The organism is Mycobacterium sp. DL99 (genome assembly GCF_004762045.1).
In the GTDB taxonomy this organism is placed as follows: Bacteria; Actinomycetota; Actinomycetes; order Mycobacteriales; family Mycobacteriaceae; genus Mycobacterium.
In genome coordinates this window covers 2,325,629-2,344,183 of record NZ_SJOM01000007.1, presented here as the reverse complement: position 1 = coordinate 2,344,183, position 18,555 = coordinate 2,325,629, and the positions used below count along the sequence as shown (strand labels likewise).

The window sequence follows — 18,555 nt, the reverse complement described above, 5'->3', positions numbered from 1 at the left end:
GACTGACGGCGACAATCTTGATCAGAGCACCGCCGGCTGTGGACAACCTGGGGTGGTGTTCACGGGCCGTTTTGGCGATCTTCCGGCCTCCCGGTATTCTGATCAGGTTGTCGGGTTGAGCCCCGCCGTTTTGCGGCGAGCGGGCCCAGACCCCCCAAGTACTGATTTCAAGGAGTTGTTGATATGGCTGCCGTGTGCGATATCTGCGGAAAGGCCCCAGGCTTCGGCAAGTCGGTGTCGCACTCGCATCGGCGGACCAGCCGGCGCTGGGATCCGAACATCCAGTCGGTGCGTACCGTTGCGCGTCCGGGTGGCAACAAGCAGCGCGTGAACGCCTGCACCTCCTGCATCAAGGCCGGCAAGGTCTCGCGCGGCTGACGTCGCACGCCTGATCGGGTGCGCGACCATCTTGTTTAGCTGAGGTCACGGCGGGGTAATTCCTGCCGTCATGACCTTATGCCCTGCATCACATAAATCGCTTTATGCGTTTGCTGCCGCCATCGCGGTCGGCTCGATGCTGACCGCGTGTGGCGGTACCGCCTCCGACGACAACAAGACCACTTCGGAGACCCCTTCGACGACCGAGGCTCCGGTGACCCACACCGAGACCACCGTCGTCGAAACCCCGGTATCGCCCGGCCCGGCATCGCCGTCGGCGGAGATGCCCGGCCCCGCGACCGGAGGCGGTGGGGACATGACAACCGCCAGTCGATCGGGTCGGCGCCTTTCTGCTGCAGCAGTTCGTTGGCCCGGCTGAACGGACGCGACCCGAAGAATCCGCGCGACGCCGACAACGGCGAGGGATGCGGTGATTCGATCGTCGCGCAGTCGCCTTCGGCCAGTAGCGGTTTCAGCGTCGACGCATCACGGCCCCACAGCACCGCCACCATAGGTTGCTCGCGCGCCACCAGCGCCCGGATCGCGCACTCCGTCACCGCTTCCCAGCCCTTGCCGCGGTGCGAGGCCGGAGTGCCCGGGGAAACCGTCAGCACCCTGTTGAGCAGCATCACGCCTTGTTGTGCCCACGGCGTGAGATCGCCGTTGGCCGGCTTCGGATGGCCGAGATCCTCGGAGTACTCGGTGAAGATGTTCGACAGACTGCGCGGCAGCGGACGCACGTCGGCACCGACCGAGAAACTGAGGCCGACGGCATGCCCCGGCGTCGGGTACGGGTCCTGACCGACGATCAGCACGCGCACCCGCTCGAACGGGAACGTGAAGGCGCGCAGAACATTCTGGCCTGCCGGCAGATAGCGCCTGCCCGCGGCCAGTTCGTCGCGGAGGAACTGCCCCATCTGCGCGACGTGCGCTCCCACCGGCTCCAGCGCGCGGGCCCAGCCGTCCTCGAGAAGTTCATTCAGGGGGCGTGCACCTGTTGAATCGCTCGTCGCATCCGCCCCCACCGTCTCGCTCCTCGCGTCCGCAGTCACGGAAAGCCAACTTAGCGTGAGCGCTCAGTCAAACGATTGCCATCCCGCATTACCCGCCCACGGCGCGCCGTCGACGAGCACCACGGCCGGGCCTTCGAGCACCCGCCCGATGGCCCGCCAGCCAGGCGGAAGTGCACCCGGGAAGGTCGCTGCCAGCGCGTGGTCCTCACCTCCGCCGAGCACCCATTCCCACGGATCCGCACCCACTGCCGCGGCGGCCTCGGCGACCTCCTGCCGATCGCCGTCGAGAAGGCTGCGGTCCACGTCGATGCCGACCGCGGAGGCCGTCGCGATGTGTCCCAGATCGGCAAGGAGGCCGTCGGACACATCGGTCATCGAGGTGGCACCGGCGTCGGCCGCCCGTGCTCCCTGCCCGTAAGGGGGCTGCGGGGTCAGGTGCCGCTGCCGCAATTCGGAGAACCCGGCCTGCCCTTCTATGCCACGGTGCAGGAGTGCATATCCGGCCGCGGAGCGACCCAGTTCGCCTGCCACCGCCACGGTGTCGCCGACCCGGGCACCGCTGCGACACACCGGTTCCCGGCCGCCGAGATCCCCGAGAACCGTGACCGATATCACCCACTGCGGTGCCCTCACCAGGTCTCCCCCGGCGATGCTGGCGCCCAGCCGGCGCGCCTCGTCCCACAGACCGTCGGCCAATTCCGCGGCGGCGGTGACGGAGGTGTCCGACGGTGCGCCGAACGCCACCACGAAGGCGGTGCTCCGGCCGCCCATGGCTTCGATATCGGCGGCGTTCTGGGCGATCGCCTTGCGGCCGATGTCGTGCGGCGTCGACCAATCCAGCCGGAAATGGCGGTCCTGCACCAGCATGTCGGTGGACACCACGGTGCGGCCGTCGGCCACTGCCACCACGGCCGCGTCATCACCCGGGCCCAGCGTCACCGAGTCGGCTTGCGTACGTCCGGCCACCAAGCGGTCGATGACGACGAATTCCCCGGCTCCTGCCAGGGTGTCGTCGTTGGCGTCACCGGAATCGTCGCCGATCGTCTCGTCGGTCATATGGCCTCCTGCCGGTCGGCTGCCGCGTCCTGAACCCGAACCCGACCTGCGGTACGTTTGGTGCCTGCGGCCAGCAGTTTATGCAGCGAGATGGAGGAGACAGCCGGTGGTGGAGGCTTACGTGCTGATCCAGACCGAGGTGGGCCGCGCCGAAGTCGTCGCCAAACAGCTCGCCGGCCTGCCGGGCGTGGTGTCCGCGGAGTATGTAACCGGGCCCTACGACGTGGTGTTGCGCATCAGTGCCGACACCTTGGCGCTGCTCCAGTCCGATGTGGTGCCCGCCGTGCAGCAGGTACCCGGAATCACCCGGACCTTGACCTGCCCGATCGCCAACGCCGGCCGGCCATAGAGTTGGTGGTGTGACCGACTCGCACGCCGCCGATGGACCGCCCCGCGCCTTACTCATCGCGGCGGTCGTCGTCGCAGTCTCGGTGCTGATCACCGTCCTCGGGATCGCGGCGTCACGGCAGCAATCCCCCGACCAGCAACCCGTCGCCATCCCGGCGATACCGGCACCCCAGGCCGACAGCCAGCAGTGCCACGACCTGCTGAACGCGCTGCCCGAGCAGCTCGGTGATTTCCGGCGCGCCCCGACCGTCGATCCGACGCCTCCTGCCACCGCGGCCTGGCGCGCCGAGCCGGACACCGAGCCGGTCGTCCTGCGGTGCGGGCTCGAACGCCCGACTGATTTCGTCGTGGGCACGCCACTGCAGGTGGTCGACGAGGTCCAGTGGTTCCGGGTTACAGACACGGGCGTGGCGGGCCCGGCGAACGAGGCCGACGATCAGGGCCGCAGCACCTGGTACGCGGTCGACCGCCCGGTGTACGTCGCGTTGACCCTGCCGGCCGGCTCGGGACCGACCCCCATTCAGCAGATCTCCGGACAGGTCGCCCGCACGATGCCGGCTCAGGAGCCGGCACCGGGTGCGGTGCGCTGAAGCGTTTTTCGCTCCTCGCGTGCGCGGCTCAGCGCAGGCCGGTGCCGCGCGCGAGCGCGGTCTCGACCATCGCCGTCAGCAAGGTCGGGTAGTCGACGCCGCTGGCCGCCCACATCCGCGGGAACATCGAGATGGTGGTGAACCCCGGCATGGTGTTGATCTCGTTGATCACGGGCCCGTCGTCGGTGAGGAAGAAGTCGACGCGAGCCAGCCCCTGGCAGTCGATCGCGGCGAAGGCGCGCACGGCCAGCCGGCGGACCTCCTCGGAGACGTCATCGTCGACCTTGGCGGGCACATCCAACTCGGCTGCATCGACAAGGTATTTGGTGGCGAAGTCGTAGAAGCCGTCCTCGCGTCCGCGCACTCCGGCCACCCGGATCTCGCCGACCGTGCTGGCTTCGATGCTGCCGTCGGGGAACTCGAGCACACCGCATTCCAGTTCGCGCCCCGGGACTGCGGCCTCGACGATGACCTTCGGGTCGTGGCGGCGCGCGAGCTCGATCGCCGCGGGCAGCTCGTCCCACGCCGCGACCCGGCTCACGCCGATCGAGGAGCCACCGCGGGCGGGCTTGACGAACACCGGCAGGCCGAGGCGTTCCCGCTGCTCCAGATCGAGGGTGGGGTCGTTGGCACGCAGCACCACGAAGTCACCGATCGGCAGGCCCTCGGCGACGAGCAGCTTCTTGGTGAACTCCTTGTCCATGCCGGCAGCGCTGGACAGCACACCTGAGCCCACGTAGGGAATCCCGGCCAGCTCCAGCAGTCCCTGGATGGTGCCGTCCTCGCCGTAGGGGCCGTGCAGCACCGGGAAGACCACGTCGACGGCGGCCAGCAGCTCACCGGGTCCGTTGCTCAGCGCCAGCAGCTGGCCGCTGCGGTTGGGGGCGGCAGGCAGCGCCAGCTCGGTACCGGACGTCTCGGTGACCTCGGGCAGCTGACCGTCCGTGATCGCGAGCGTCTCGGGGCGTCCGTCGGTCAACATCCAGGAGCCGTCGTGGGTGATCCCGACGGCGACCACCTCGAACCGCTCTGGGTCGAGATTGCGCAGAATGCTGCCTGCCGATACGCACGAGATCGCGTGCTCCGAGCTACGCCCGCCGTAGACGACGGCGACGCGGGTGCGGGATCCGGTCTGATTGCGGCCTGTCACAACCTAGAGAGGCTACCGTCCCGGTCGGTCCCTGCCTTCCGGCGCATCCCGACCTGGGGCTTTCACCCCGGTAACGCCTGCTCCACGTCGGAGATCAGGTCTTCGGTGTCCTCGATCCCGGCCGAGATGCGGGCGAACCCGGCAGGTACCGGGTCACCCCAGCGGGCCCGGCGGTCGACCGAGGTGTGAATGCCGCCGAAGCTGGTCGACGCGATGAGCAGGGCGCTGCGTTCCACCAGGGCATGGACTGCGGCAGCGTCGGCCAGCTCGATCGACACCAATCCGCCGAACCGCTTCATCTGGGTGGCCGCCAGCTCGTGGGCCGGATCTTCGGGCAGCCCTGGGTACCGGACCGAGCGCACCGCCGAATGGTTGCGCAGCATCATCGCCAGGGCTGCGGCGTTCTGGCACTGCCGCTCGAAGCGCAGGCCGGCACTGCCGAGGCTGCGTAACACCAGCCAGGCCTCGAACGCGCCCAGGATCGGCCCGGCCAGCAGCCGGTCCCGCTCTACCGCCGCCATCAGCTCGGGCTGGCTGCCCGCGACGTAGCCGGCCACCAGATCGCTGTGTCCCGAAAGTGATTTGGTGGCGCTGGCCACCACGAGGTCGGCACCGAGCGAAAGCGGTTGTTGGCCCAGCGGTGTGGCGGTGGTGTTGTCGACGACGAGAGTGGCGCCGCGGGCACGGCAGGTCATCGCCAGCCGGTGCAGGTCGACGACGTCGAGCCCGGGGTTGGCCGGAGTCTCGGCAAGCACCACGTCAGCGCGAGCGGCCGCCTCGCAGATTTCGGCGACATTCGCCTCGATCACGGTGATCCCTTGCGGGGCAAGATATTCTGCCGCGTACCGGCGGACCTGGTAGTAGCCGTCGGCCGGCACGACCAGCGTGGTTCCGGGTTTGGCGAGCACCCGCAGAGCCGAGGTGATCGCGGCCATGCCGGACCCGAACGTGAGCGCGGCGCCGGCCCCTTCCAGTTCGGCGAGTGCTGATTCCAGTTGTCGCCATGACGGGTTGGAACTGCGCCCGTAGCTGTCCAGCGGTTCGGTTTCGTCGGGCGAGAGATGGTACGTCGATGCCGGTACCGGGATCGGGGCCACCGGTTGTCCCGGAATCGATTCCAGACCAACGGCTTTGACGCTCCGGGTGGAATCCCCGTACAAGCCGTCCATACCTGTTACCTCCTCGCGTCCGGAGGCCGTTACTCCGGTTTGGTACTGCGCCCCAACAAGCCTGCGACTGCCTCGTGAACCGACAATCCCTTGTGACACACCCTATGAACGGCGTCGGTCAACGGCATCTCGACGCCGTAGCTGGATGCCAGTGCCAACACCGATTCACACGAGGTCACTCCCTCGGCCACATGTCCACCTGCCGCGATCAGCGCTGATTCCATGGTGCCGCCCTTGCCGAGTCGCTCGCCGAAGGTGCGGTTGCGGGAATGTCCGGAGGTACACGTAGCTACCAGGTCGCCTACGCCGGCCAGCCCGGCCAGCGTGGCGGGGGTGGCGCCCAGCGCGATGCCCAGCCGCATGACCTCGGCCAGGCCGCGGGTGATGATGGCGGCCACGGTGTTCTCCCCCAAGCCGACTCCGACCGCCATGCCGCAGGCGAGCGCGATGACGTTCTTGCAGGCCCCGCCCACCTCGGCGCCCACCACGTCGGCGTTGGTATAGGGCCGGAAGTATCCGGTGGCCAGTGCGCGCTGGAGCGTGACCGCGCGTCCGGAGTCGCTGCATGCGACAACGGTGGCTGCGGGCTGCTCGTCGGCGATCTCGCTGGCCAGGTTCGGCCCGGTCACCACTGCGACCCGGGACGGATCGGCGCCGGTCACCTGGACGATGACCTGGCTCATCCGCATGAGCGTGCCGAGCTCGATGCCCTTGGCCAGGCTCACCAGCGTCACGTCGTCACCGATCAGATGCTTCCAACCTTCGAGGTTCGCCCGCAGCTGCTGCGCCGGAACTCCGAGCAGCACCGTGCAGGCCCCGGTCAATGCCTCGGCCGGATCGGTGGTGGCCCGGATCGTCGAGGGCAGCACGACGTCGCCGAGGTACCGACTGTTGCGATGGTCGGTGTTGATCTCGTCGGCAACCTCGGGTCGCCGGGCCCACATCGTCACCGGATTGCCCGCGTCCGCCAGCACCTTGGCCAGCGCCGTCCCCCACGCACCGGCACCCATCACCGCAGCCTCTACCACCCGCTCACCCTATCCCGGCGGCTGCACCACTCACCGACACCAGCGGGGCTGGCAGGATGAACCCATGAGCGGCTCCCGAAGCGACAACGCCGCAGCAGCACCGCAGGCCGCTGACGTCACCCTCGTGATCGCGGTGAAGCGGCTGTCGGCCGCCAAAACCCGGCTGGCGCCCATCTTCTCCGCGGCTACCCGCGAGGCCGTGGTGCTGGCGATGCTCGTCGACACCATCACCGCCGCGTCCTCCATCGCCCCGGTAACAGTCGTCACCCCCGACGACACCGCGGCCGACGCGGCCAGGCAGCTCGGGGCCGGGGTGTTGATGGACCCGACACCGCCCGGTCATCGTGACCCACTCAACAACGCCATCACCGCGGCCGAGGCCGAACTTCGCTCCACCGCCCCGAATATCGTTGTTCTCCAAGGAGATCTGCCTGCCCTGCAGCCCCAGGAGTTGGCCGAGGCCCTGGCCATGGCCCGCGGTTATCAACGCAGCTTCGTCGGTGACCGGCACGGCACCGGTACCTCGGCGCTGTTCGCGTTCGGCACTTCGCTGGCTCCGCGCTTCGGATCCGATTCAGCTGCGCGCCATCGACACTCCGGCGCGATCGAACTCACCGGCGCGTGGCCCGGTCTGCGCTGCGACATCGACACACCCGACGATCTTCAGACCGCGCGACGCCTCGGCGTCGGTACCGCAACCACGCACACCCTCGGTAGGCATGCCAGCAGGTAGCCGCGACCCCACCAGATAGGGAATGATCGGACGAATGAGCGAAGCCACCGAAGCCGAGCCTGCGACCCGGGCGGAGCACTCCCATCGGGATAACACCGCAGCCGCATCGGGGCAGTCCGTCGAGTCAGCAACACCGGAAGTCCCACCGGCTGCGACCTGGCCGGCAGTGGACAACGCACTGCCCGAAGACCGGTACCTCAACCGCGAGCTGAGCTGGCTGGACTTCAACGCCCGGGTACTGGCGCTGGCGGCCGACCCGTCACTGCCGTTGCTCGAGCGGGCGAAGTTCCTGGCGATCTTCGCGTCCAATCTCGACGAGTTCTACATGGTGCGGGTGGCCGGGCTGAAACGGCGCGACGAGATGGGGCTTTCGGTGCGCTCGGCCGATGGTCTGTCCCCGCGTGAACAGCTGCGCCGTATCAACGAACGCACCCAGCAGATCGCCAACCGGCACGCCAACGTGTTCCTCAGCTCGGTCCGCCCGGCGCTCGCCGAAGAGGGCATCATCATCGTCAACTGGGCCCAGCTCGACGAAACCGAACGCGCCAAGCTCTCCACCTACTTCCACGAGCAGGTGTTCCCGGTGCTCACCCCGCTCGCGGTGGACCCGGCCCACCCGTTCCCGTTCGTGAGCGGGCTGAGCCTGAACCTGGCAATTACCGTCAAGCATCCCGAGGACGGCGGGCAACACTTCGCCAGGATCAAGGTGCCCGACAACGTCGGCCGCTTCGTGGAACTGAGCGCCCCCACCGATGGATCGACCGTGGTGCGGTTCCTGCCCATGGAGGAACTCATCGCGGCGTTCCTGCCGGTGTTGTTCCCCGGCCTGGAGATCGTCGAGCACCACGCGTTCCGGATCACTCGCAACGCCGACTTCGAAGTCGAAGAGGATCGCGACGAGGATCTGCTGCAGGCGCTCGAACGCGAGCTGGCGCGCCGCAGATTCGGCTCGCCGGTGCGGTTGGAAGTGTCCGACGACATGACCGAGAGCATGCTCGAACTGCTGTTGCGGGAACTGGATGTGGCGCCCGGCGACGTTATCGAGGTGCCCGGGCTGCTGGATCTGTCCGCGCTGTGGCAGATCTATGCCGTGGACCGGCCCGCGCTCAAGGACCGGCCGTTCGTGCCCGCCACCCCACCGGCATTCGGCGAACGTGAGACGCCCAAGAGCATTTTCTCGACGCTGCGCGACGGGGATGTGCTGGTACATCATCCCTATGACTCGTTCTCCACCACCGTGCAACGCTTCATCGAGCAGGCTGCCGCCGACCCCAACGTGCTGGCGATCAAACAGACGCTCTACCGCACATCCGGTGACTCGCCGATCGTCAACGCACTGATCGACGCCGCCGAGGCAGGCAAGCAGGTGGTCGCGCTCGTCGAGATCAAGGCGCGCTTCGACGAACAGGCCAACATCAAGTGGGCCAGAGCACTCGAACAAGCCGGAGTGCACGTGGTCTACGGGTTGATCGGCCTCAAGACCCACTGCAAGACCTGCCTTGTGGTGCGCCGTGAGGGGTCGACCATCCGGCGCTACTGCCACATCGGCACCGGCAACTACAACCCGAAAACCGCGCGGCTGTATGAAGACGTCGGGTTGCTCACCGCCGATCCCGACATCGGCGCCGACCTGACCGATCTGTTCAATTCACTGACCGGCTACTCACGCAAAGACGCCTACCGCAACCTGCTGGTGGCTCCGCGCGGTGTGCGCAAGGGCATCATCGAACGCATCGACCGTGAGATCGCCGCCCATCATGAGGGAGCCACGACCGGAATCCGGTTGAAGGCAAACGCACTGGTCGACGAGCAGGTGATCGATGCGCTGTACCGGGCGTCGCAGGCCGGGATCCCGGTCGAGATCGTGGTGCGGGGCATCTGCGCCCTACGCCCAGGCGTGCCCGGGTACTCCGACAACATCAGGGTGCGCTCGATCCTGGGGCGCTTCCTCGAGCACTCGCGGATTATTCACTTCCGCGCCATCAATGAGTTCTGGATCGGCAGTGCCGACATGATGCATCGTAATCTCGACCGCCGTGTCGAAGTGATGGCTCAGGTCAAGGATCCGAGGCTGACGGCGCAACTCAACGAGGTGTTCGAGTCCGCGATGGATCCGGCCACCCGGTGCTGGGAGTTACGACACGATGGTCACTGGACGGCGCTGCCCCAGGAGGGGCAGACAGTTCGCGACCACCAGGTGTCACTGATGGAACGTCACCGGCACCCCTGATCCCACCTGGCCCGGGCCGGTGAATGACCTGCAGGAGTTGAGGTGTCGAACGACAGCACGACAGCAGCGCAGCCGGGCAACAAGCTGGTGCCCGCAGCAGGCGCCGTGTTGTGGCGCAGCGGCGAGGACGCCGCGGGCACTGCCGTGCCCGAGGTGGCCGTCATCCACCGTCCACGGTACGACGATTGGTCCCTGCCCAAGGGAAAGGTCGAGTTCAACGAAACCGATCCGGTGGCCGCGGTGCGCGAGGTTCACGAGGAGACCGGCTACACCGCGCAGCTCGGGCGCCGGCTCGGCTCGATCTCGTATGACATTCCGCAGGGAACCAAACGGGTTTGGTACTGGGCTGCGCGCGCGACCGGCGGCGACTTCACCCCCAACGATGAGGTGGACAAGCTCATCTGGCTGCCGGTGGAATCCGCGATGGATCAGCTGATCTACCCGCATGACCGAAAAGTATTGCGCCGCTTTGCAAAACAGCCGCCGGATACCAAGACGGTACTCATCGTGCGGCACGGTGTGGCCGGCCGGCGATCCCGATTCAAGGGCGACGACCGCAAGCGTCCGCTGGACAAGAAGGGGCGGGCACAGGCCGAAGCCCTGGTCGCCCAACTACTGGCATTCGGTGCCACAACGCTTTACGCGGCTGATCGGCTGCGCTGCCACCAGACCCTGGAGCCGTTGGCCCAGGAACTCGGGGTGGATATTCACAATGAGCCGACGCTGACCGAGGAAGCGTACAACTCCGACCACAAGGCCGGCCGCAATCGTGTGCTCGAACTCGCGACCCGGGCCGGGACCCCGGTGATCTGCACACAGGGCAAGGTGATTCCCGATCTCATCTCGTGGTGGTGCTCGCGCTCACAGGTGCGCCCGCAGACCACCGGAAACCGCAAGGGCAGCACCTGGGTGCTGTCGATGACGGACGGCCGACTGGTCGCTGCAGACCACCTCGGCAGTCCCCTGCCCGCCGGCGGCTAGTTACACACGAGAAAAGACACGTCGTGAGCTCACCTACGGCTCACGACGTGCCTTTACCGTAATTACTTGCGGCCCTTCTTGGCCGGTGCCTTCTTGGCAGCCACCTTCTTGGCGGGTGCCTTGGTCGCGGCCTTCTTGGCGGGTGCCTTGGTCGCGGCCTTCTTGGCGGGTGCCTTGGTCGCAGCCTTCTTGGCGGGTGCCTTGGTCGCAGCCTTCTTGGCGGGTGCCTTGGTCGCAGCCTTCTTGGCGGGTGCCTTGGTCGCAGCCTTCTTGGCGGGTGCCTTCTTGACAGCGGCCTTGGTCGCAGCCTTCTTGACAACGGCCTTGACCGCAGCCTTCTTGACTGCCTTGGTGGCGGCCTTCTTGGCCACTGCCCTGGTGGCCACCTTCTTGGCGGCGGCGCGCTTGACCGGGCCTGCGGTGACGCCACGCTTGACCGCCGGACCTTCAGACGGGAGGCGCTGTGCCCCAGAGACAACCGCCTTGAACTGAGCGCCCGGACGGAAAGCCGGCACCGAGGTGGGCTTGACCTTCACCGTCTCGCCGGTGCGCGGGTTGCGCGCCACACGGGCAGCGCGGCGGCGCTGCTCGAAGACACCGAAGCCGGTGATCGTGACGCTGTCGCCCTTGTGCACCGCGCGGACGATGGTGTCCACAACGTTCTCCACCGCGGCGGTAGCCTGCCGACGATCGGTGCCCAGTTTGGTTGTGAGTACGTCGATGAGCTCCGCTTTGTTCATCCAAAACCTCCGAAACCAGTGGTCCTCCTTGGACCGACTAGAGGACACGGTAAACCCTGTAACCACTGATTTCCAAGAGCCACGCGCAATTTCAGGCGTAGCTAGCGAACAATCCGGCAATCCGCTTGCCCCACTTGGACTCCCCCAGGTTGGGTCCAGAACCGGTTTGGCACGCGGCGAATTCGGGCTCCGATGCACCCGTACGAGGCCCCCGATCAGGCGGGCAGAGTGCGCGGCTTCCAGGCCGGCCGGTGCTTCTCGTAATCCTCGATCGAAGAGAGTTTCCGCAGCGTAAGGCCTATATCGTCGAGTCCCTCGAGCAGTCGCCAAGCCGTGTAGTCGTCAATTCTGAACGGCAGCACAACCGTTCCGGCGACGATATTTCGATCTTGAAGATTCACAGTGATTTCCAGCCCCGGATTCTGCTCGATGAGCTTCCATAAGAGCTCGACATCGTCTTGGGCGACTTCGGCGGCCAATAGCCCGGCCTTGCCGGCGTTGCCGCGGAAAATATCGGCGAAACGGGATGAGATAACCACCCGGAAGCCATAGTCCATGAGCGCCCAGACGGCATGTTCGCGTGACGATCCGGTGCCGAAATCGGGTCCGGCGACCAACACCGAGCCTTTGTCGAATGGCGGAAGATTCAGAATGAACGACGGATCAGCGCGCCAGGCGGCGAACAATCCGTCCTCGAAACCCGTTCGGGTTACCCGCTTCAAATAGACGGCGGGGATGATCTGGTCGGTGTCGACATTGGACCGCCGCAGCGGGACGCCGATGCCGGTGTGAGTGCTAAAAGCCTCCATCAGGCTTCTCCTTCTGGTTTCTTAGCGGGTCGCGGCGGGCAGATCGGCAGGGGACGCCAGCTTTCCGCGTACGGCGGTGGCTGCGGCAACGGCCGGCGAGACCAGGTGCGTGCGGCCCCCCTTGCCCTGTCGGCCTTCGAAATTCCGGTTGGACGTCGAGGCACAGCGCTGCCCCGGGGACAGTTGATCGGGGTTCATGCCCAGACACATCGAGCAGCCGGCTTGCCGCCATTCGGCGCCCGCGGCGGTGAATATCCGGTCGAGACCTTCCGATTCGGCCTGGGCCCGGACCCGCATCGAGCCCGGCACGACGAGCATCCGCACCCCGTCGGCGACCTTGCGATCGCGCAGCACGTCGGCGACCACCCGCAGGTCCTCGATCCTGCCGTTGGTGCAGGACCCGACGAAAACGGTGTCCACGGCGATGTCACGCATGGCCATCCCGGGTCGAAGATCCATGTAGGCCAAGGCCTTCTCCGCCGACTGACGCTCGCCGTCGTCGCCGATCAACTCCGGATCGGGCACCGACGCGGACAGCGGGACGCCCTGTCCCGGGTTGGTTCCCCATGTCACGAACGGGCTCAGCGTGGCGGCGTCCAGGTAGACCTCGGTGTCGAATTCGGCGCCCTCGTCGGTACGCAACTCGCTCCAGGCGGCCACCGCGGCGTCCCAGTCGGCCCCCTTCGGAGCGTTCGGGCGGCCCTTGAGGAATTCGAAGGTGGTCTCGTCAGGAGCGACCATGCCGGCCCGGGCCCCGGCCTCGATGCTCATGTTGCAGATCGTCATCCGGCCTTCCATGGACAACGCCTCGATGGCGCTGCCCCGGTACTCGATGACGTGGCCCTGGCCGCCGCCGGTACCGATCTTGGCGATCACGGCCAGGATGACGTCCTTGGCGCTCACGCCGGGCGGCAGCACGCCGTCGACGTTGACCGCCATGGTCTTGAACGGCTTGAGCGGCAGTGTCTGCGTGGCCATCACGTGTTCGACCTCGGAGGTGCCGATACCCATCGCGATGGCGCCGAATGCACCGTGGGTCGAGGTATGGCTGTCCCCGCACACGACCGTCATGCCCGGCTGCGTCAGCCCCAGCTGCGGTCCGATGATGTGCACGATGCCCTGTTCGGCATCGCCCATCGGGTGCAACCGGATGCCGAATTCCTCGCAGTTGCGCCGCAGTGTCTCGACCTGGGTGCGCGAAACCGGATCCGCGATCGGCTTGTCGATGTCGACCGTGGGCACGTTGTGGTCCTCGGTGGCGATCGTGAGGTCCGGTCGTCGCACCGGCCGGCCCGCCAATCGCAGGCCGTCGAACGCCTGCGGGCTGGTGACCTCGTGGACGAGATGCAGGTCGATGTAAATCAGGTCGGGCTCTCTGGCCGCGCCCTCTCCCTCACCGCGCGCCACGACGTGGTCGTCCCAAACCTTTTCGGCCAGGGTGCGCGGCTTCACGGATGTCTGTGTCGATTGGTCCATCGCTACTTCTCGATTCGATTAACGGCAACGCGGGCTTGCATCAAGAGTCCGCCAGGGCTGGGAGTTACTGTCGCCATCTCATCTGTCATCTCACAATGCGAGACGCTAGTATCTCTCTGTGAGAAATGATAGCGGCATCGGCGTTCTCGACAAAGCCGTGGGTGTGCTGCACACCGTGGCCGAGTCACCTTGCGGGCTGGCCGAACTCTGCGAGCGGACCGGGCTCCCGCGGGCGACCGCGCACCGGCTGGCCGCCGGGCTCGAAACCCACCGGCTGCTGGCCCGCGACGGCGACGGACGCTGGCGCCTCGGCCCGGCATTGACCGAATTGGCCTCCCACGTCAACGATCCGCTCCTGGCGGCCGGCGCCGCGGTCCTGCCCCGCCTGCGTGAGATCACCGGTGAGAGCGTGCAGCTGTACCGGCGCGAAGGGCAATCCCGGGTCTGTGTGGTGGCGCTGGAACCTCCGGCCGGGCTGCGCGACACCGTGCCGGTGGGCACCCACCTCCCGATGACGGCCGGCTCGGGCGCCAAAGTGCTACTGGCCTATGCCGACCCGGCCACCCAGCAGGCCGTGCTGCCGGCCGCCAAGTTCACCGACCGCACCCTGGCCGAGGTCCGCAAGCGCGGCTGGGCGCAGAGCGCCGCCGAACGTGAGCCGGGTGTGGCCAGCGTCTCGGCACCGGTGCGTGACGGCCGTGGCGCGGTGATCGCCGCGGTGTCCGTGTCCGGGCCGATCGACCGCATGGGCCGGCGACCCGGGGCCCGCTGGGCCGCCGATCTGCTTGCCGCCTCCGACGCGCTCACCCGCCGACTGTGAGACGAATCTCAACACGCGGCTGACGCGCCCGGCGTGGCGGGACGTCGCCGGCCCCGAATCCGACCAGCCTCACGACGGAGTGACGTTCACCACCCGGGGCCATTCTGGCGTGACGATGGGGCGCGGGCGGGCGCCGTGTCCGCATAACGCAAAAGCGCCCAGTTCGTGAGAACTGGGCGCTTTTACTTCTGTACCCCCGATGGGATTCGAACCCACGCTACCGCCGTGAGAGGGCGGCGTCCTAGGCCGCTAGACGACGGGGGCTAGAACTTCCGGATGGTCAGCTTAGCTTAGGCGGTCGTGCTCACCTAATCCGGCTGATCCTCTCCGGATGGCTGGGGTACCAGGACTCGAACCTAGAATGGCGGTACCAGAAACCGCTGTGTTGCCAATTACACCATACCCCAATAATTGCCCATCACCGCAGGTCACAGGCAATTTCGATCCGATCGGCTCAGCGGGGGCTTCCCCGTTTTGCTTTTCGGGCCGACGAGCAGACTACCAAAGATTTTCGGCTCTCTTTACCAACCCCCGGCACGCCTGGGCGTTCACAGCCGGCCCCGGGCGGCCCGCAACCGCGCCAGGCTGCGGTCGGCACCCAACAGCTCCATCGACTCGAACAGTGGCGGGCTGATCGTCGCGCCCGTGACGGCGACGCGGATCGGCCCGAACGCCTTACGGGGCTTGAGCTCCAGACCGTCCAGAAGCGCCGCCTTGAGCGCCGCCTCGATGTTGGGGGTGTTCCACTCCCCGACGCCCTCCAAGGCGCTCAGCGCGGCGTCCAGGACCGGTGCGGCCTCCTCACGCAGTTCCTTGCCGGCCGCCTTCTCGTCGATCTCGTAGGAGTCGTCGTCGAAGAACTTCAGCAGCCCCCACGCATCGCCGAGGACGACGATGCGGGTCTGGATCAGCGCGGCGGCTTCGGCGAATGCGGCGTCATCCAAACCGGTGTCGTGACCGTGGGCGTCGAGATAGGCGCGCAGCCGGGCCGTGAAATCCTCTGGCGTCAGCAGCCGGATGTGCTCGGCATTGATCGCGTCGGCCTTCTTCTGGTCGAACCGCGCCGGGTTGGAGTTGACGTTGGCCACGTCGAATGCGGCCACCATCTCGTCGAGGCTGAACACGTCGTGGTCGTCGGCGATGCCCCAGCCCAGCAGCGCCAGGTAGTTCAGTAGCCCCTCCGGCAGGAAGCCGCGGTCCCGGTGCAGGAACAGATTCGACTGCGGATCACGCTTGGACAACTTCTTGTTGCCCTCGCCGAGAACACTTGGCAAATGAGCGAATTCAGGTACCCGCTCAGCCACGCCGATCCGCATCAGCGCCCGGTACAGCGCGATCTGCCGCGGTGTCGAGGGCATGATGTCCTCGCCGCGCAGCACGTGGGTGATCTTCATCATCGCGTCGTCGACCGGATTGACCAAGGTGTACAACGGATCTCCGTTGGCACGCGTGATCGCGAAATCCGGCACCGAGCCCGCTGGGAAGCTCACCGGGCCGCGCACCAGATCGGTCCAGCCGAGGTCCTCGTCAGGCATACGCAAGCGCAGCACGGGCTTACGGCCCTCGTCGGCAAACGCCTTGCGCTGCTCGTCAGTGAGGTCGCGGTCGTAATTGTCGTATCCGAGTTTGGGATTTCGCCCGGCCGCGACATGCCGCGCCTCGACCTCTTCGGGCGTCGAATAGGCCTCGTAGACCTCGCCGGCCTCGAGCAGACGGGAGATCACATCGCGGTAGATCTCGCTGCGCTGTGACTGCCGGTACGGCTCGTACGGGCCGCCGACCTCGGGGCCCTCATCCCAGTCCAGGCCCAACCACCGCAGGGCGTCGAGAATCGCGGCGTAGCTCTCGTCGCTGTCGCGCGCGGCATCGGTGTCCTCGATACGGAAGACGAAGGTTCCGCCGGTATGCCGGGCATAGGCCCAGTTGAACAGCGCGGTGCGCACCAACCCGACGTGCGGGGTCCCGGTCGGCGACGGGCAGAACCGCACCCTGACATGACCAGAGGGAGATGTCATCACTTACCTCTACTTCTGCTTGCGTACAACGGGATTGGTAAGGGTGCCGATGCCCTCGACGGTGACGCTCACGGTGTCCCCGTCTTCGATGGGGCCGACACCTTCGGGGGTTCCGGTGAGGATCAGGTCGCCAGGAAGCAGCGTCATCACCGCCGAGGCCCACTCGACGATGGCACCGATGTCATGGATCATCAGCGAGGTCCGGCTGCGCTGGCGCACTTCTCCGTTCACCTCGGTGCGGATCTCCAGGTCCGAGGGATCGAGATCGTTGACGATCCACGGGCCCACGGGACAGAAGGTGTCGTGGCCCTTGGCCCGCATCCACTGGCCGTCCTTGGCCTGCTGGTCGCGCGCCGAGATGTCGTTGGCGATGGTGTAGCCCAGAATGTTCTCGGCCGCACGTGCGGCGGGCACGTCCTTGCAGGGCCGCCCGATGACGATGGCCAGCTCACCCTCGTGGTGAACGGGATTGGCGTCGGCCGGCAACTGGATCGGCACGTTGGGCCCGATGATCGCGGTGTTGGGTTTGAGGAAGATCACCGGATCCTCGGGAGCTACCCCACCCATCTCCGCTGCGTGGGCCTCGTAGTTCTTGCCCATACAGATGACCTTGCTGGCCAGGATGGGCGCCAGCAGGCGGACGTCGGCCAGCGGCCAACTCCGCCCGGTGAAGTTGGGATTGCCGAACGGATGCTCGGCGATCTCTTTGCAGACGGCATCGGCGCCGTCGCCTTCGACACTGACGAAAGCGACGCCGTCGGGACTGGCGATTCGACCTAAGCGCATTTTGACCAGGGTAGTGCGCAGCGTCCGACCACCAGCGCGGACGCCTCCGGTCGGATTCCGTCAGTCGGCCGCGAATGCCGCGGCCAGGAACGGCGTGGAATCCGGGACCGAGGCCAGCACGGTGCCCGAGTGATCTTCGTCGGGATAGACCTTGAGTGTGACGTCCTGTCCGTTCGCCCGCAGCTGCTCATCGAGTTGCAGTGACATGTTCGGCGGGACATCGCGGTCCAGGAGTCCGACGCCGAGGAAGATCGGCCGGTCGTAACCGCTGGTCGGCGTGCCCAGGTAGGCGTCGAGAGCCTCCGAGGCGCCGGGCAGGGTGTCCAGCGGCGCGCGGAAGAACGCCGTCGGCGTCATCCCGGTGAGCTGCTGATCGAGTTGCGGCTTACACAGCGTCTCCGCCTTGTCCACGGCATCCAGCCCGGCCGGGGTGAGGACACTGTTGACGTCGATGTCGGGACGAGCTTCCCGGAACCCGGCCAGGATGTAGCCGGTATAGCTGTTGGCCGCCGGTCCCAGATTCGGCGGCAGCGCCATATCGGGGCCCGCCTGCTTCACGATGCCCTCGACATTGAACGGCGTCCCGGTGGCCACCACGCCGCGATAGTCCAGGCCGGTCCCCCGGCTGAATTCGGTGGCCCAGCGTGCGCTGTTGACCGCGGCCCCGCCGCCCTGAGACTGACCCACGATGGCCCATTTCGGCGACAACGGCAGATCCATGTGGTGCATCGCGATCACCGAGTCGACGACGCTGTGGGCGGTGGCCACGGTGTTGAGGTAGCTCATCAGCCCCGGGGTGCCCAGCCCGGCGTAATCGGAGCCGACGACGGCGTAGCCCTGGTCAAGCCAGTGCGTCAGATACTCGACATCCCTTGCGGTGCGCGGCTGTGCCGACGGTGCGCAATCGTCACCCAGTCCGACCGTGCCGTGTGCCCATGCGATCGTGGGCCAGCCACCCTCGGGCGCCTGGCCGTGCGGGATGAACACCACGGCGGTACTCAGCGCCGGCGAATCATGTTGATCGACAGTCGAGTAGAGGATGCGGTAGGCACTCGCCGCACCCGGTACCGACAGTGCGGGATCCAACGGGACCGCCTCGATCAGGGTTCCGGCCACGGGAATGGGCGCGTCGTAGTGACGGGCATCGAGGCCCGACCAGTTCGGCACGGCCGCCGCCGCGGTCGGTGCCGCCACAAGTCCACACATCAGCAAAACGGTTGCCGTCAACCACAA

The 18,555-nt window shown here is 67.0% G+C and carries 17 protein-coding genes, 2 tRNA genes and 1 pseudogene; 7 read left to right on the top strand and 13 right to left on the bottom strand.

What is annotated here, in order from left to right; translation table 11 throughout:
- Positions 1-183 precede the first annotated feature (183 nt).
- Positions 184-378, top strand: a complete 195-nt coding sequence (rpmB, locus tag EYZ64_RS11790) for a 50S ribosomal protein L28 (RefSeq protein ID WP_135453593.1) — start codon at positions 184-186, stop codon at positions 376-378.
- 320 nt (positions 379-698) lie between these two features.
- Here the strand turns inward: rpmB and EYZ64_RS11785 are convergent.
- Positions 699-1,403 (bottom strand): annotated as a pseudogene (locus tag EYZ64_RS11785) (uracil-DNA glycosylase); the annotation flags it as partial.
- Between the two features lie 51 nt (positions 1,404-1,454).
- Positions 1,455-2,447 carry a thiamine-phosphate kinase gene (locus tag EYZ64_RS11780; protein ID WP_135453592.1) on the bottom strand — a complete coding sequence of 331 codons (993 nt, stop codon included), beginning with the start codon at positions 2,445-2,447 and terminating at the stop codon, positions 1,455-1,457.
- Positions 2,448-2,553: 106 nt separating this feature from the next.
- Here EYZ64_RS11780 and EYZ64_RS11775 point away from each other — a divergent pair, with 106 nt between their 5' ends.
- Complete coding sequence (locus EYZ64_RS11775) at positions 2,554-2,796, top strand: Lrp/AsnC ligand binding domain-containing protein (protein WP_135453591.1); 243 nt, start codon at positions 2,554-2,556, stop codon at positions 2,794-2,796.
- Positions 2,797-2,806: 10 nt separating this feature from the next.
- Positions 2,807-3,385, top strand: coding sequence for a DUF3515 domain-containing protein (locus EYZ64_RS11770; RefSeq protein ID WP_135453590.1), 579 nt, complete (start codon positions 2,807-2,809; stop codon positions 3,383-3,385).
- 28 nt (positions 3,386-3,413) lie between these two features.
- On the opposite strand, the gene EYZ64_RS11765 is transcribed toward EYZ64_RS11770, so the two are convergent.
- The 3 genes from EYZ64_RS11765 to EYZ64_RS11755 form a co-directional block, all read right to left on the bottom strand.
- Positions 3,414-4,535: a D-alanine--D-alanine ligase family protein gene (locus tag EYZ64_RS11765; RefSeq protein ID WP_135453589.1), complete on the bottom strand. Its 1,122-nt coding sequence runs from the start codon at positions 4,533-4,535 to the stop codon at positions 3,414-3,416.
- Between the two features lie 62 nt (positions 4,536-4,597).
- Positions 4,598-5,704, bottom strand: coding sequence for a cystathionine gamma-lyase (locus tag EYZ64_RS11760; protein ID WP_135453588.1), 1,107 nt, complete (start codon positions 5,702-5,704; stop codon positions 4,598-4,600).
- A 29-nt stretch (positions 5,705-5,733) separates the two neighbouring features.
- The gene (locus tag EYZ64_RS11755) at positions 5,734-6,714 is read right to left on the bottom strand and encodes an NAD(P)H-dependent glycerol-3-phosphate dehydrogenase (protein ID WP_135459956.1); all 981 of its coding nucleotides are present in this window, start codon (positions 6,712-6,714) and stop codon (positions 5,734-5,736) included.
- Positions 6,715-6,796: 82 nt separating this feature from the next.
- Between EYZ64_RS11755 and cofC the strand changes: the two genes are divergently transcribed.
- From cofC to mutT1, 3 genes are read left to right on the top strand one after another with little or no spacing between them, the layout of a single operon-like run.
- Positions 6,797-7,465, top strand: coding sequence for a 2-phospho-L-lactate guanylyltransferase (cofC, locus tag EYZ64_RS11750; protein WP_135453587.1), 669 nt, complete (start codon positions 6,797-6,799; stop codon positions 7,463-7,465).
- A 22-nt stretch (positions 7,466-7,487) separates the two neighbouring features.
- Entirely contained in the window at positions 7,488-9,695 is a 2,208-nt protein-coding gene (locus EYZ64_RS11745) for an RNA degradosome polyphosphate kinase (protein ID WP_135453586.1), read from the top strand.
- Between the two features lie 42 nt (positions 9,696-9,737).
- Entirely contained in the window at positions 9,738-10,676 is a 939-nt protein-coding gene (gene mutT1 / locus EYZ64_RS11740; protein ID WP_135453585.1) for an 8-oxo-(d)GTP phosphatase MutT1, read from the top strand.
- Between the two features lie 62 nt (positions 10,677-10,738).
- On the opposite strand, the gene EYZ64_RS11735 is transcribed toward mutT1, so the two are convergent.
- The 3 genes from EYZ64_RS11735 to leuC form a co-directional block, all read right to left on the bottom strand.
- A complete protein-coding gene (locus tag EYZ64_RS11735) occupies positions 10,739-11,416 on the bottom strand; it encodes an HU family DNA-binding protein (RefSeq protein WP_135453584.1) in 678 nt (225 codons plus the stop codon).
- Between the two features lie 215 nt (positions 11,417-11,631).
- A complete protein-coding gene (gene leuD / locus EYZ64_RS11730; RefSeq protein ID WP_135453583.1) occupies positions 11,632-12,225 on the bottom strand; it encodes a 3-isopropylmalate dehydratase small subunit in 594 nt (197 codons plus the stop codon).
- Between the two features lie 21 nt (positions 12,226-12,246).
- Positions 12,247-13,701, bottom strand: coding sequence for a 3-isopropylmalate dehydratase large subunit (leuC, locus tag EYZ64_RS11725; RefSeq protein ID WP_135453582.1), 1,455 nt, complete (start codon positions 13,699-13,701; stop codon positions 12,247-12,249).
- A 118-nt stretch (positions 13,702-13,819) separates the two neighbouring features.
- Here leuC and EYZ64_RS11720 point away from each other — a divergent pair, with 118 nt between their 5' ends.
- Complete coding sequence (locus EYZ64_RS11720; RefSeq protein ID WP_135453581.1) at positions 13,820-14,521, top strand: IclR family transcriptional regulator; 702 nt, start codon at positions 13,820-13,822, stop codon at positions 14,519-14,521.
- Positions 14,522-14,712: 191 nt separating this feature from the next.
- Here the strand turns inward: EYZ64_RS11720 and EYZ64_RS11715 are convergent.
- From EYZ64_RS11715 to EYZ64_RS11695, 5 genes are all read right to left on the bottom strand, one after another.
- Positions 14,713-14,785: transfer RNA gene (locus tag EYZ64_RS11715), tRNA-Glu, on the bottom strand.
- A gap of 68 nt (positions 14,786-14,853) precedes the next feature.
- Positions 14,854-14,928: transfer RNA gene (locus tag EYZ64_RS11710), tRNA-Gln, on the bottom strand.
- Positions 14,929-15,069: 141 nt separating this feature from the next.
- Positions 15,070-16,536, bottom strand: a complete 1,467-nt coding sequence (gene gltX / locus EYZ64_RS11705) for a glutamate--tRNA ligase (protein ID WP_135453580.1) — start codon at positions 16,534-16,536, stop codon at positions 15,070-15,072.
- 9 nt (positions 16,537-16,545) lie between these two features.
- Entirely contained in the window at positions 16,546-17,322 is a 777-nt protein-coding gene (locus EYZ64_RS11700; RefSeq protein WP_135453579.1) for a fumarylacetoacetate hydrolase family protein, read from the bottom strand.
- A gap of 60 nt (positions 17,323-17,382) precedes the next feature.
- Positions 17,383-18,528 carry an alpha/beta hydrolase family protein gene (locus tag EYZ64_RS11695; protein WP_135453578.1) on the bottom strand — a complete coding sequence of 382 codons (1,146 nt, stop codon included), beginning with the start codon at positions 18,526-18,528 and terminating at the stop codon, positions 17,383-17,385.
- Positions 18,529-18,555: the final 27 nt, after the last annotated feature.